At 59.8% G+C, this 13,002-nt stretch carries 13 protein-coding genes and 2 pseudogenes; 6 read left to right on the forward strand and 9 right to left on the reverse strand.

What is annotated here, in order from left to right; genetic code table 11:
* Window positions 1-130 precede the first annotated feature (130 nt).
* The 5 genes and pseudogenes from F6X42_RS34265 to F6X42_RS34280 all read right to left on the reverse strand — a co-directional run.
* Window positions 131-742, reverse strand: a pseudogene (locus F6X42_RS34265) (fumarylacetoacetate hydrolase family protein); the annotation flags it as partial.
* A gap of 40 nt (window positions 743-782) precedes the next feature.
* Window positions 783-1,367 carry an HAD domain-containing protein gene (locus F6X42_RS34270; protein ID WP_312892970.1) on the reverse strand — a complete coding sequence of 195 codons (585 nt, stop codon included), beginning with the start codon at window positions 1,365-1,367 and terminating at the stop codon, window positions 783-785.
* A 396-nt stretch (window positions 1,368-1,763) separates the two neighbouring features.
* Window positions 1,764-2,549 carry a hypothetical protein gene (locus tag F6X42_RS34275; RefSeq protein ID WP_187638410.1) on the reverse strand — a complete coding sequence of 262 codons (786 nt, stop codon included), beginning with the start codon at window positions 2,547-2,549 and terminating at the stop codon, window positions 1,764-1,766.
* Window positions 2,550-2,964: 415 nt separating this feature from the next.
* Entirely contained in the window at window positions 2,965-3,255 is a 291-nt protein-coding gene (locus F6X42_RS46060) for a BPSL0761 family protein (RefSeq protein ID WP_376776490.1), read from the reverse strand.
* 919 nt (window positions 3,256-4,174) lie between these two features.
* The gene (locus F6X42_RS34280) at window positions 4,175-4,741 is read right to left on the reverse strand and encodes a hypothetical protein (RefSeq protein ID WP_187638411.1); all 567 of its coding nucleotides are present in this window, start codon (window positions 4,739-4,741) and stop codon (window positions 4,175-4,177) included.
* A 246-nt stretch (window positions 4,742-4,987) separates the two neighbouring features.
* On the opposite strand from F6X42_RS34280, the gene F6X42_RS34285 reads away from it, so the two are divergent.
* Window positions 4,988-5,383, forward strand: a complete 396-nt coding sequence (locus tag F6X42_RS34285) for a helix-turn-helix transcriptional regulator (RefSeq protein ID WP_246530356.1) — start codon at window positions 4,988-4,990, stop codon at window positions 5,381-5,383.
* 309 nt (window positions 5,384-5,692) lie between these two features.
* Window positions 5,693-5,890, forward strand: coding sequence for a helix-turn-helix domain-containing protein (locus F6X42_RS46065; RefSeq protein ID WP_187638439.1), 198 nt, complete (start codon window positions 5,693-5,695; stop codon window positions 5,888-5,890).
* Window positions 5,891-6,041: 151 nt separating this feature from the next.
* On the opposite strand, the gene F6X42_RS34295 is transcribed toward F6X42_RS46065, so the two are convergent.
* The gene (locus F6X42_RS34295; protein WP_222945826.1) at window positions 6,042-6,416 is read right to left on the reverse strand and encodes a CppA family protein; all 375 of its coding nucleotides are present in this window, start codon (window positions 6,414-6,416) and stop codon (window positions 6,042-6,044) included.
* Window positions 6,417-6,616: 200 nt separating this feature from the next.
* On the opposite strand from F6X42_RS34295, the pseudogene F6X42_RS34300 reads away from it, so the two are divergent.
* From F6X42_RS34300 to F6X42_RS34315, 4 genes and pseudogenes are all read left to right on the forward strand, one after another.
* Window positions 6,617-6,817: pseudogene (locus F6X42_RS34300) on the forward strand (hypothetical protein); the annotation flags it as partial.
* Window positions 6,818-6,978: 161 nt separating this feature from the next.
* Entirely contained in the window at window positions 6,979-8,262 is a 1,284-nt protein-coding gene (gene hemL / locus F6X42_RS34305; RefSeq protein WP_187638414.1) for a glutamate-1-semialdehyde 2,1-aminomutase, read from the forward strand.
* A 28-nt stretch (window positions 8,263-8,290) separates the two neighbouring features.
* Window positions 8,291-9,442: a bifunctional diaminohydroxyphosphoribosylaminopyrimidine deaminase/5-amino-6-(5-phosphoribosylamino)uracil reductase RibD gene (gene ribD, locus F6X42_RS34310; protein WP_187638415.1), complete on the forward strand. Its 1,152-nt coding sequence runs from the start codon at window positions 8,291-8,293 to the stop codon at window positions 9,440-9,442.
* Between the two features lie 15 nt (window positions 9,443-9,457).
* Window positions 9,458-10,087, forward strand: coding sequence for a riboflavin synthase (locus F6X42_RS34315; RefSeq protein ID WP_187638416.1), 630 nt, complete (start codon window positions 9,458-9,460; stop codon window positions 10,085-10,087).
* 299 nt (window positions 10,088-10,386) lie between these two features.
* On the opposite strand, the gene catA is transcribed toward F6X42_RS34315, so the two are convergent.
* The 3 genes from catA to F6X42_RS34330 form a co-directional block, all read right to left on the reverse strand.
* Window positions 10,387-11,322, reverse strand: coding sequence for a catechol 1,2-dioxygenase (catA, locus tag F6X42_RS34320; protein ID WP_187638417.1), 936 nt, complete (start codon window positions 11,320-11,322; stop codon window positions 10,387-10,389).
* 78 nt (window positions 11,323-11,400) lie between these two features.
* A complete protein-coding gene (gene catC, locus F6X42_RS34325; protein ID WP_187638418.1) occupies window positions 11,401-11,691 on the reverse strand; it encodes a muconolactone Delta-isomerase in 291 nt (96 codons plus the stop codon).
* 27 nt (window positions 11,692-11,718) lie between these two features.
* Window positions 11,719-12,855: a muconate/chloromuconate family cycloisomerase gene (locus tag F6X42_RS34330; protein WP_187638419.1), complete on the reverse strand. Its 1,137-nt coding sequence runs from the start codon at window positions 12,853-12,855 to the stop codon at window positions 11,719-11,721.
* Between the last annotated feature and the right edge of the window lie 147 nt (window positions 12,856-13,002).

Here is a 13,002-nt window from a genome sequence, read left to right on the forward strand (position 1 = left end):
CAGTGTATTGGAACCAGAACTCGACCAAAACTAGGGAGGAACTCTACAATCGAAACCGCGCAACGCCCAACCTCGCCGAATCGGTCACGTTCCCGAAATCAGCGGTCACGTTCACCGAAATACGCAGTTCGGCATCCGACTCCGGCCCACTGACCGTCCCTGAGCCCATCAAAATGCCAACGCGAGTGTTGCAGCCGCCCGACGTGTGGTGAGCCAGTTGCTGCGCCATCGTCCAATACATGTACTTGAAGTTGGTCGGGGCAATCGTCTTGGCCGAGTCAGCGGACTTTGGCTTGAGCAGGACTTCGAGTTCAAGGCCCACGCCCGCGCGAGACGCGCCGCGCAGGTAACCCAGCGGCTCCGGCTCCTGCGCAGGTTGTTCTACGCGAAACGGCGAGAGCGCATCCATCGTCACGACCCACGGCGAGATGGTGGTGGCAAAGCCCTTCGAGTTAAACGGTCCCAGCGGCTGATACTCCCACTGCTGGATGTCTCGGGCACTGCAGTCGTTGAGGAGCACCATGCCGAAGATATTGCCATCGGCATCCTTCGCATGAACGGGTGCGCCTAAAGCATTGCCGACACCAACGAAGAAACCTGTTTCCAGTTCGATGTCGAGCTTGCGCGAAGGTCCGCACGTCGGGCGGGCATCATCAGGCACCTTTCGCTGTCCGTTCGGCCGACGCACAGGCGTGCAGCTGACGGCGACCGATGATGCACGGCCGTTGTACCCGATGGGAATACATAGCCTTGCGCACAAACCACGTCGCCATCGCGCCGATTTAGGCAGACCGTGACGGCTGACCTGGTTCCAGTCGAGAAGCACCGCTCTGTTCGCAAAATTGCTCTGCCAGCCGACTTCGCAACACCTCGAACGTTCCAGAATCGCCGAGTGCCAGCTTTTCGTCGCATTTTACGAGGTGTTCATCGTAGCCTTCGAATCCGTCGTCGTGGTCGTCAATGGCTAACCAGTACCGTAATCGGTGGACTCGGACATATCGCAGCACCTGTACGCCGCGTCCAATATTCGGCCAAGCCCACGCATCGTGATACCTCGAGTGAAAAGTTGCGCCGACTACGCGCGCTCGAAGGCAACTTATCGGCAGCGCATCTCTCGCACGATTGAATCCGAGTGTCGGCACCCAGGATGTTGACAGAACGACCTCCGCGTTGACATACGGCCTGAGTGCTTCTTCGAGGACCGACGCATATTCAAAAAGTTGAATCTTGGGGTCACTGCTCACGATGCCCCGTCGCGTGCGATATGACGGGCCCCGGTGGAGGACGCCGTCATAGTCCAAAAAAAGAACTGACCTTCGTGCGCTTTCATCAACCAAGCAATTAGCTGTCTCTAACATACGGTGCATCCGAAGCGATTAAGAAATGCGCCAGAGAGCGCGGCGCCGCCCCCGTGCGATAAAACGTATGGAATACTGACCGCCCCCTCTGCCAGCTCATTGACACTGGCAGGGCCAAGCAGGAGTCGGAAGCGGCACCGTCAGCGCGGGCGTCCTCTATCAATCCAGTCCTGCGTCTTATCCATCGGCAATCGATACCGAGCGCAGTTGTACTGTTGGAGATGTTCAAGTTCGGAGTTCAATATATTGTCGAACGCAGCAGCATCCATTTCTGGCATGCTAACCGCTTCAACGGCCGACTCAAGGGTCGAACCAAATAGGACAATCTGTCGAATTACGTCGCCGAGTTGCAAGCGATAACGGGTCCGCAAGGGGCAAAGGAGAACCATTTTTGTAAGCGTGCCTTCATCTAAATGCTGCTAAGATTTTGCGGATGACGGTAACCAGGTCGTCCGCCTTGTCGACTCTTATTGGGTCAAGGTCCGACCTGGGATAGTTTTCGACGACAACGCCGGTATGCGCGAGACCTTGGCTAACCAGCACGTCCAGCCTAGCCTCAACCATGTCGCCCGGTCTGCCAGCAGTTCCCCGAGAAATGAAGACGGTCGCCGTTTTCGGCTTGGGATAGGGGCCGTCTGGACGCAAATTCCCTCCTCCCCCGAGTGCGTCAGCTGCTCGACGCCATAGGCCTACACGTGGGTCGATTTCGATAACGCCGGTGCAGACGACGGGCAACGTAGCTCCTCGAATGAACTCACCGGAGCAGATTTTTACTATCGTCCGGGAGAATTCTGATGCCCAGCCCCTGGCAAGAATCAGCAATTCTCGGTAGCTAGCGTCGTTTTTCAGAGCCTGTAGAGGCGTAATGCCGCCGAGTGCACCGCTACGCGAAGTTAGAAAATGCAAGCGCTCATTCGGCGAAGCGGGCCAGAGAATACGACATACGTAGGCCAGGCGCCGCATATTGTGCGCAGGGTCGACGAGCAACCTTGGGTAATATGCCTTCCCATCAACTTCGATGAAAAATACACTGCCGCTCGCGCTCAGACGCGCCAGTTGATTCGGCGTGACTCCGCGCCGTCGACGAAATTCATCCTCGGGCAAGAGTTCGCCGTCACGTATCATTTGTCGACGCGCTCTCAGTGCATCGCGTAGCATTTTTTCCAACCAATGCGGAGTCGCCTGACGCATGATGACGAGCGCTTTATCTCGCTGCTAAAGTTGGAATCTGAGATTTGTTGGACCGGCAGACAGCACGATTACCCTCTCTCGCTTTCATAAACAACTTCTCTGTACCCTTCGTCACGTACCTCTGGCATACCGGGATAGAGAACCTCATATTCACTGTTCGCATAGAAGCCATGCTCGTGCGTCCGAGCAGAGGCGGGTATCTAAACTTCGCGGACTTCATCCGATTCGTCGCTATCTGCATATCCGTCGATAAACAATACGACGCTGTCCAGGTCAGCATCGCACAGCATTGCAAGCAGTTCGCGCACCCTCATTGCCCCTCCAGTTCGATTGTCACACTATGTAACGCGACCCAACACTCGGCGGTACCTGACACCAAAAGTCTGTCTCGGCTCGTGGTCGTACGGCCAGGCGTTCAGCATGGCCACTCGAGCCGACCGCTACTTTCGGCGATTAGCTCAATTTCACCCCGGTCAGGATAGTGCCTCAGCACAGTCACGGCCTTATCGCGGAAGGTCGGTAGTTGTTCCGGCCGCTCGGCTAACGACAGCTCAATCATCAACTCGCGGGCACGCAGCAGTGCGCGCGTTCTTTCGTTGGGCATTGTCAATTCGCTCTCCTCAGATGCCTCTGCTGCCTCGGTCCTTCGTCGCTGCGCGACGGTCCAAACTCCGAATCGCGGGTACAAAGCCAATCGATGGCACATCGCTCAGTTGTCTTGAGCCGGCTTATCAACCTCTAGCGCTTGCCGCCAATCAGGCACCAGGTCTAGCGTGACGTCTTTCCAGCTCTTTATTTCCCAAATCCTCACTACTCGAGACCACACATACTCGGCATCCCTGTCATGGCCGGCGCGTCCGACTAGCTGATATGTACTTCCAGTAGCGGTACACCCAGTGCGTGTAATCGGGTCAAACGCGCGAATCGGAGTGCTAACGCGTCCGTCGTTGTTAACGGTATCGAAGCCCACAAAATGACGTTCGCCTGTATCGTCTCTTTCGCGAATAGACCAACGTTCGAGCACCACATGACACGGGTCTAAGAAGTAAAGCGGCATGACATATTGCTCCTGGTGGCACCACACATCAATCACGGGCGTCGAATTTCAAACCCCGCTGCGCAATGAAATCGAGAAACAGAACGACCACCGCCCGCATTGACAGACTGTTCCTGCTACACATCGATAACCTTTGCTGGCTGAAACTCGGCGCTTTCATACGCACAGTTCGGGACGTTGGTGGTTGCGCCGAGGATGGCCTCGAGGATTGCAGAGGACTCTGCAAATCTCCTAATCGATAGTCGGCTTCCGAAACCAAGTACTTGAGATTGCTCGTAAACGCTGGCGAGAGGAAACCTCACAGCCGTGCCCGCTGCTCGCTGCCCCAACTCGGACACCGACGGATGTAAGTCTGTCTCGTAACTTTCGCGACTTCCATGGATATAGACCACGGGCACAGGATAGTCAGCGTACAAGTCAATTGCCGTGAGGTGCTTGTGGATGTCCCCGCGAGAAAAATCACGTCAACACCAGGCGCAGGCGCTATTTGCAACGCCATCGCAGAACCGGGTGTCGCGAGTTCATGATGCAGGTCCGAGGCGACTTGGATTCGCATCTCACAGCTCCCTCAGTCATTCGGCAACGCGGCGCGTTTTGACGCGGCAAATTGTGCCTTCATCAACGCCATCATGTGTCGGTCGCCAGATATGAGAGCGAGTTCGCGGCGCGTCGGCGCTTCAATCGCGACCTGACCGAACGAGTCGATGAGGTTCGCAAGCTCAGCACAAACGGAGTCAATCTCGCCTGCGTCTCCGGCAAAGGAAACTACGCGGTGTCGATGTTCAGGCGGAAACGACTCGTCTCCGCCCACGATAGCCACCCATTGGCCGGGACGCGTCGAAAGATAATCACATACAAACTCGTACGGCGACTCAGCAATCGTGTTGACAAAGTCAAAGATTTTTGGTTGTAGCCGCCCCATGGATGGGGCCACCTCTGAGAGCCTTCGCCCCAGCATGCAGCTGGTGGCGAGAACGCCGACCGAGCCGGCGAAGCCGTCAAGGCAATTTGCAAGCTTGTCAATGCACTCCTGCCAAGCACCGGCAGGATGCAATAAGGCAAGGTTATTCCCCTCGGCGCCATGCGTCGGGTGCGGCGGCGGAACCCAGTCAAGGCATAAAAATACAAAAATCATGTTTTCACTCCTGGCTCAAATTGAGGCGCCGCGAAGAGGTTGTTGCCATCATCAGTGCCGCCAAACCCAAAGGCGGCGCAGGTCCGAGACCTCATTGTAGTCATTTGACTTGTAAAGCTCAACGTTTACATCGTTTGACTTTACAAGTCCAGTGTTGTAGACGATTGGCTTGCAAAGACGAATAGTTACGGCTTTTCAATTCGTCTTTAAAAAATGCGCGACCTTGCAGAAGTTTTCGCGAAGGAGATGCGAAGGCGCCGTGACGCGTCAGGGCTTGCACAAGAGGCCTTAGGTGTAATGCTTGGCCTCGATAGAAACAGCGTAAGTCGAGTGGAGCGTGGTGCGCCGAATATACCCATTGAGAGGGCTGCTGCCATCGCCGAAGCTCTAGGAACCAGTCTCGCGGAAATGCTCGGCGGCGACGGGCCAGGAAAGACGGCGTCTGAAATGCGCGACGCGTTCGCCGGGCGGGTGCGTGCATTGCGGTTGGGACTCGACCTTAATCAGCGGGAACTCGCAAAAAAGATGAAGGTAGATAGAAACTGGGTGAGCGCCGTGGAGTCCGGAAAGCAAAACGTAAGGTTGAGAACCTTGCAGACTTTCGCGCGAGCGTTGCGCGTGAAGCCGGAGGACCTGTTATAGAGCACTCTCCCACGCAAATAGACTCAAGTCCATTTTGTAGCGGCGCGAAGTTCATCCGAATGTTCTTGAGTTCTGCCGACGCGAACTTCTCCAGGAAAACTACCTTCACGCCGTTTTTTGAGGCCGTCAAATCGGTCGGGCACCGAAGCTTGATAAGCGGGGTTGAAGTAGGCGAGAAAAACGTTGCGCTCGATACACTTGACCTTCTTGCTGCAGGACTTGGCGTGGAGGCCGTTTCGCTGTTGGATGACAACGTAATTCCGCGCGACAACGAGATTCCCGTCTCGCTTAGGGAACGAGTGGCTGTGAATTCGCGCAGCACGTGGATTTTCGCGAGATGCACTGTCGGAATATGCCGAGCTATCGCGCAATTATGTGACCAGACTTGAGTCGCAAAAGCCGAATGCCGACTTGAAGCATCTCGAAAAGCTAGCGCACGCCCTCGACATTCCTATCAGTAGGCTCATAGGGCCACCTGCATGCGACCATAAAGTCTCCAAACGCTGAGACGAGGCCTTCTGATATGGTCGATGCAGGCGTTCGTCGACGAACGAGCAGAAGCTCGCAAGGCAATGGCACTAACAACAAGAATTTTGAGGTCTGCGCTCATATTGCATAGTGCGTTCTATGAGTGGAACGGCTACTAACGCTTTGCAAATTATTTGGAATTCAAGCTGAGCAAAGTTTTTATAGCCGATAACTGTCGACGACCTTCTTCTCTACTTGTAATCATGACGTCTTCCGGGATAACAATTTTCAGTTGCTTTGCAATATTGGAAACATAGGCACGACGCTGACCAGGCAACGCCAATCGCGCTTCTATTACACGCTCGCATCCGACTCTGGCGACGAGAAAATCAAACGCACGCTGGTCGCGGGCCGTGGAGACGATGACACCCGTGCCGTAGTTGTCAAAATTTGCCAAGTCTGCTGCAGGACCACCAGTCATAACACCTCCAGCCGAACCAGAAAAAGATTTATAAATCGACCTCATTCCGCGCGCAAACCATTTGCTTAAGTTACTCCCGTTCAATACAAGACACTCTATAAAAAATACTCCGAATTTTTCGGCAAATCAACGCATATTAATGTGCCGACACAAATTTTTGAGAGAAAGTCTGATTAAAAAAAATATGCACGCACAGCTTCTTGGGGCGGGCACGCCCCAAGAAGCAGCGGTATGCCGGCAGGCATACCGCTAAAACATTACACATTATTTTTTGGTTACTAAAATACGACTGGCTCGTCGATGCGCATGACGCGCCGGTCATCACGCGCGATCAGCTGCGCGTGCATCCGTTCTCGGTGCAGACGTGGGATGCGCAAAGCTCAGGCACGATCATCAAACCGATCGCCGAAGGTGCGCTGGAGAAGCGCTGGGCCGAATTGACCGGCAAGCGCAAAGCGCCGACGATAACCGTCCCGGGCAGCTAGCCGAAACACGCGCCGCCGCGAGCGCCCGCCCGCACAGCCCGCCGGCGCCGACTCCGGTACAATTTCTCGATCCATCCCAGCATCGCGCGAGGTGCCCGCGGGAATCGTCCGAGGCCCTTTGCGCCGCTGCGCAACCCGTGTTCCCTATTCCAGCCATCGCCATGTCCAGAAACGAAATCCTCTTCGAACGCGCGCAACGCACGATCCCCGGCGGCGTGAATTCGCCGGTGCGGGCTTTCCGCTCCGTCGGCGGCACGCCGCGCTTCGTCGAGCGCGCGCAAGGCCCGTACTTCTGGGACGCGGACGGCCAGCGCTATACGGACTACATCGGCTCGTGGGGTCCGATGATCCTCGGCCACGTTCATCCCGAAGTGCTCGAAGCCGTGCAGCGCGTGCTCGCGAATGGTTTCTCGTTCGGCGCGCCGACCGAATCGGAAGTCGAGATCGCCGAGGAAATCTGCAAGCTGGTGCCGTCGATCGAACAGGTGCGCATGGTGTCGAGCGGCACCGAGGCGACGATGAGCGCGCTGCGTCTCGCGCGCGGCTTCACGAACCGCAGCCGCATCGTCAAGTTCGAGGGCTGCTATCACGGGCACGCGGACAGCCTGCTCGTGAAGGCCGGCTCGGGCCTGCTGACCTTCGGCAATCCGACCTCGGCGGGCGTGCCGGTCGATATCGCGAAGCACACCACCGTGCTCGAATACAACAACGTCGCCGCGCTCGAAGAAGCGTTCAACGCGTTCGGCAACGAGATCGCCTCGGTGATCGTCGAGCCGGTCGCGGGCAACATGAACCTCGTGCGCGCGACCCCCGAGTTCCTGCAGGCATTGCGGCGCCTGTGCACCGAGTACGGCTCGGTGCTGATTTTCGATGAAGTGATGTGCGGCTTCCGGGTTGCGCTCGGCGGCGCGCAGCAGCTGTACGGCATCTCGCCTGACCTCACGTGTCTCGGCAAGGTGATCGGTGGCGGCATGCCGGCGGCGGCGTTCGGCGGCCGGCGCGACATCATGGCGCAGCTGGCGCCGCTCGGCGGCGTCTATCAGGCGGGCACGTTGTCGGGCAATCCGATCGCGGTCGCGGCCGGCCTGAAGACGCTGCAGCTGATCCAGGCGCCCGGCTTCTACGACACGCTCGCCGCGCGCACCACGCGTCTCGCGCAAGGCCTCGCGCGGGCGGCACGCGAGGCGGGCGTGCCGTTCGCGGCCGATGCGCTCGGCGGCATGTTCGGCATCTACTTCCGCGAAGCGGTCCCGACGAGCTTCGCCGACGTCACAATGAGCGATGTGCCGCGCTTCAACGCGTTCTTCCACAAGATGCTCGACGCGGGCGTGTACTTCGCGCCGTCGGCCTACGAGGCGGGCTTCGTGTCGAGCGCGCACGACGACGCCGTGATCGACGCGACGATCGACGCGGCGCGCGGCGCGTTCGCAGCGTTGAAGGGCTGACCCAGACACCGCACCACAACGGACACCGATGTTCTCGCAAACTGATTTTGTCCATATGGAACGCGCGCTCGCGCTCGCGAAGCGCGGCATGTACACGACCGACCCGAATCCGCGCGTCGGTTGCGTGCTCGTCAGAAATGGCGAAGTGATCGGCGAAGGCTTCACGCAGCCGGCCGGCCAGGATCACGCCGAGATTCGCGCGTTGAAGGACGCGCGCTCGCGCGGCCACGATCTGCGCGGCGCGACCGCCTACGTGACGCTCGAACCATGCAGCCATTTCGGCCGCACGCCGCCGTGCGCGAACGCGCTGATCGAAGCGCAGATCGGCCGCGTGATCGCGGCGATGGAAGATCCCAATCCGCAGGTCTCCGGTCGCGGTCTCGCGATGCTGCGCGAAGCCGGTATCGAAGTTCGCTGCGGGCTGCTCGCGAACGAAGCGCGGGAGTTGAACATCGGCTTCGTGTCGCGCATGACGCGCGGCCGTCCGTGGGTGCGCATGAAAGTGGCGGCTTCGCTCGATGGCCGCACCGGCTTGCCGTCGGGCGAAAGCCAGTGGATCACGAGCGCGGCAGCGCGTGCCGACGGCCACGCTTGGCGCGCGCGCGCGTCTGCGATCCTGACCGGCATCGGCACCGTCCGCGAGGACGATCCGCGCATGACCGTGCGCGCGGTCGATACGCCGCGCCAGCCGCACCGCGTGCTGATCGACAGCCAGCTCGACGTGCCGCTCGACGCGCAGATCCTGGCCGGCGCACCGACACTGATCTTCTGCGGCGAGTTCGATGCGCGTCTCGAAGAACGCGCGAGCGCGCTGCGCGAGCGCGGCGCCGAGATCGTGCCGCTGCCGAACGCGTTCGGCAAGGTGGATCTGCCGCGCATGCTGGGCATACTCGGCGAGCGCAACGTCAACGAGTTGCACGTCGAAGCCGGCTACAAGCTGAACGGCTCGCTGTTGCGCGAAGGCTGCGTCGATGAACTGCTCTTGTATCTCGCGCCGAGCCTGCTCGGCATGGACTCGATGAGCATGTTCAATCTGGCCTCGCCCGATCTGCTCGAAGACCGCGTCAAGCTGAATTTCCATACGGTCGAGCGGATCGGCGACGATCTGCGGATCCTCGCGCGCTTCGCACCGACAGCCGTACCCGGGACCGACGCCGTGTCCCCCACCGTTTCGAAATGATCAAGGACTAGCACGATGTTTACAGGGATCGTCGCGGCAGTGGGCCGCATCGAATCAGTCAAGCCGCTCGGCACGGGCGGCGACGCGGGCGTGCGCCTGAACGTCGAGGCCGGCGGGCTCGACCTCGCCGACGTGCAACTCGGCGACAGCATCACGATCCAGGGCGCCTGCATGACGGTGGTCGCGAAGACCGCTCATTCGTTCGAAGTCGATGTGTCGCGCGAAAGCCTGAACCGCACGGCCGGTCTCGGCGAAACCGGCGAGGTCAATCTCGAGAAAGCGTTGCGCGCGCATGACCGGCTCGGCGGACATATCGTGTCCGGGCACGTCGACGGGCTCGGCACCGTCACGCGTTTTGCGCCGGTCGGCGAATCGCACGAGCTGCGCATTCTCGCGCCGCGCGAGATCGGCCGCTATCTGGCGTACAAGGGATCGATTACGGTCAATGGCGTGAGCCTGACCGTGAATTCCGTCGATGACCGCGACGATGGCTGCGAGTTTTCGATCAATCTGATCCCGCATACCGTGCAGGTGACGGCGCTCAAGCATCTGCGCGAGGGCGCGCGGGTGAATCTGGAAATCGATCTGATTGCGCGGTATGTGGAGCGGATGTTGTCGACGGCTTCGCCCATAGGACAGTCTTGATTCGCGAAGCAGCCCGAGACCGCCGCAGCCTCAGACAGATTCCGACCGCACCTGGCACCTGAGGTCGAGCAAGTCTTCCGCATGTAGCTGAGCGCGGCGTGGAGGCGTCCATAGTCGACACCCGCGACCTCGCACACCGGCCCATTTGCGCCCGCACGCTCGACGCCGATAGCGTCGAAACCGACATCGCTTTCGAGGTCGATATGCGCGAGTGAAGCGTCGGGCTCGATCAGATGATCGCCCAACAGCCGGGCAACGAAAGGCGGCGGCCGTGTCGCCACGCCGCCGCCCTCGTGCGATTACGCTTCGGCCGAAGCGCGCAGACGATGGACCAGCTGGTTGTCCTTACCCTCTACCAGCGGCGTAATCGTCAAGTTGAACTCGATGTCCTTGTAGGTATCGGCCTTCAGTCCCAGCGCCGCGCCACCGGTCTTCTCGGCGACCGGCGGAATCAGCTCTTCGCGCGTGGCGTAGGCGAAGTCGTCCCAGATCAGCGGATCGCCTTCGATGTTGAACTGCGTGGTCAGCTTGCGATGGCCGTCGCTGCTGACGAAGAGGTGCACGTGCGCCGGACGGTTGCCGTGACGGCCCAGCACGTTCAGCAGCCGCTGTGTCGAGCCGTGCGGCGGGCAGCCGTAGCCGACCGGCATCAGTGTGCGGAACTCGTACCTGCCGTCGGCGCCGGTCTTCACCGCGCCGCGCAGGTTGAATTCGCTTTGCGCGCCGGTCGGATCGAAATGCGAGTAGAAGCCTTTCGAGTTAGCGTGCCAGCACTCGACGATCGCGTCCGCGACCGGCTTGCCGTCCAGATCCTTGACCGTGCCGCGAATCACGAGCGGGCCCGCGTCTTCGTCCGGGTTGACGTCGATCTTCGAGACGCCCTCGCGCACCGTCGCGCCGGCGACGTACAGCGGGCCTTCGATCGTACGCGGCGTGCCGCCTTCGAGACCGATCGCCTTGTCGGCGGCGTCCATGCGGATGTCGAGGTACTTTTCGAGGCCGAGGCCGGCCGCGAGCAGCGCCGCTTCGCCGTCCTGACCGAGCTTGTTCAGATAGTTGACGCCGGCCCAGACTTCGTCGGGCGTGATGTCGAGGTCATCGATTGCCTTGAACAGGTCTCCCAGCAGACGGAAAACGATCTGCTGGAAACGTGCGTCGCCGTTGCCGGCATCGACGTTGGAAGCGGCTTTCAGCAGATCCTGCACTTCTTTGGTTTCAAAAACTTTGACGCTCACGATGACTGTCTCCAGTTTGTATTGGGAAAATGATGGCTTTGGATGCGCTCGCCTTCAAACAGCGCCTGGCCCCTGGGCTCAGATGTCGTCGTCCCGAATCGACGACGGGTGACGACACAGAGGCGTCACCAAAATCTTCATGTACGGGAACAGAGGCAAGCCGGACAGAATGTCGTGAAGTTCGGCATTGCTCTGTACATCGAAGATGCTGTAATTCGCGTACTCGCCAACGAGGCGCCAGATATGACGCCACTTGCCGCTACGCTGGAGTTCCTGCGAGTAAGCCTTCTCGCGCGTCTTGATTTCGTTCGCCACTTCGGCCGGCATGTCGACCGGCAGGTACACGTCCATTCGTACATGGAAAAGCATCGTTGAGTCCTCTTGATCGGAATCCGTTTAGCGGGTGACTTTCATCAGCCCGTCTCGCGTGAATCGCTTGACCTTCGCGTCGTCGAGTTCGATGCCGAGACCCGGGCCGTTCGGCACGGTCAGCTCGAAGTCGCTGTAATCGAGCGGTGTGGTCAGAATTTCTTCGGTGATCAGCAACGGCCCGAACAGCTCGGTGCCCCATTGCAGATTCGCGAAGCTCGCGAACAGATGCGCCGACGCCACCGTGCTGAACGCACCTTCGAGCATCGTGCCGCCGTACAACTCGATGCCGGCGGCATCGGCGATCGCGGCCACGCGCTGAGCGGCGAACAGGCCGCCGCTCTGTTCGATCTTGATCGCGAACACATCGGCGCCGCCGTTCTTCGCGATTTCGAACGCGCTGTCCGGACCTTGCAGGACTTCGTCGGCCATCAGCGCGACGGGGAAACGGCGCATCAGGCGCGCGAGCGCGGCGGCGGACGCGACCGGCTGCTCGACCAGATCGCAGCCCGCGTCGGCCAGCGCCGGAATCGCCCACGCGGCCTGCGTCTCGCCCCACGCCATGTTGACGTCGACGCGCACCGCGGCGCGCTCGCCGAGCGCCTTCTTGATGTCGGCGACGTGCTTGATGTCGGTCTTCAGTTCCTTCGCGCCGATCTTCAGCTTGAAGACCTTGTGCCGGCGCACGTCGAGCATATGCTCGGCTTCGCCGATGTCCTTCGCGGTGTCGCCCGACGCGAGCGTCCACGCAACCGGCAGGCGCTCACGACGACGGCCGCCGAGCAGCTCGCTCACCGGCACGCCGAGGCGCTTGCCCTGTGCGTCGAGCAGCGCGGTTTCGAGTGCGCTCTTCGAGAAATGATTGAGCTTGACCAGCTTGCCGAGGTGCGCCATCAGCGCCTGAATCCGCGTCGCGTCCTTGCCGATCATCGCCGGCGCGAAGTAGGCGTCGATCGCGAGCTTCATTGCTTCGGGGCTTTCCGGGCCGTAGGCCATTCCGGCGATCGTGGTGCCTTCGCCGACCCCGACGATGCCGTCGCTGCAATACACCTTGACCAGCATCAGCGTCTGCCCGTACATCGTGGCGACCGACAGCTTGTGAGGGCGGATCGTCGGCAGATCGACGAGGCGGGTTTCGATACGTTCGATGGTCGCTTGGATCATGGAGGCGGCTACGAGAAGTGGGTTTATTGGTCCTTTTTATACCCTTCGCCCGTTTCGCCCGTCCAATACTTTTCCCGTCCTTTTTCATACCCACAGGGTATGGTGAGGGCAGAAAGCCCGGCCTTTCTAGGGATTTTGCATTGCACC

Origin of the sequence: Paraburkholderia podalyriae, from assembly GCF_014397785.1 — a bacterium.
Taxonomy (GTDB): domain Bacteria; phylum Pseudomonadota; class Gammaproteobacteria; order Burkholderiales; family Burkholderiaceae; genus Paraburkholderia; species Paraburkholderia podalyriae.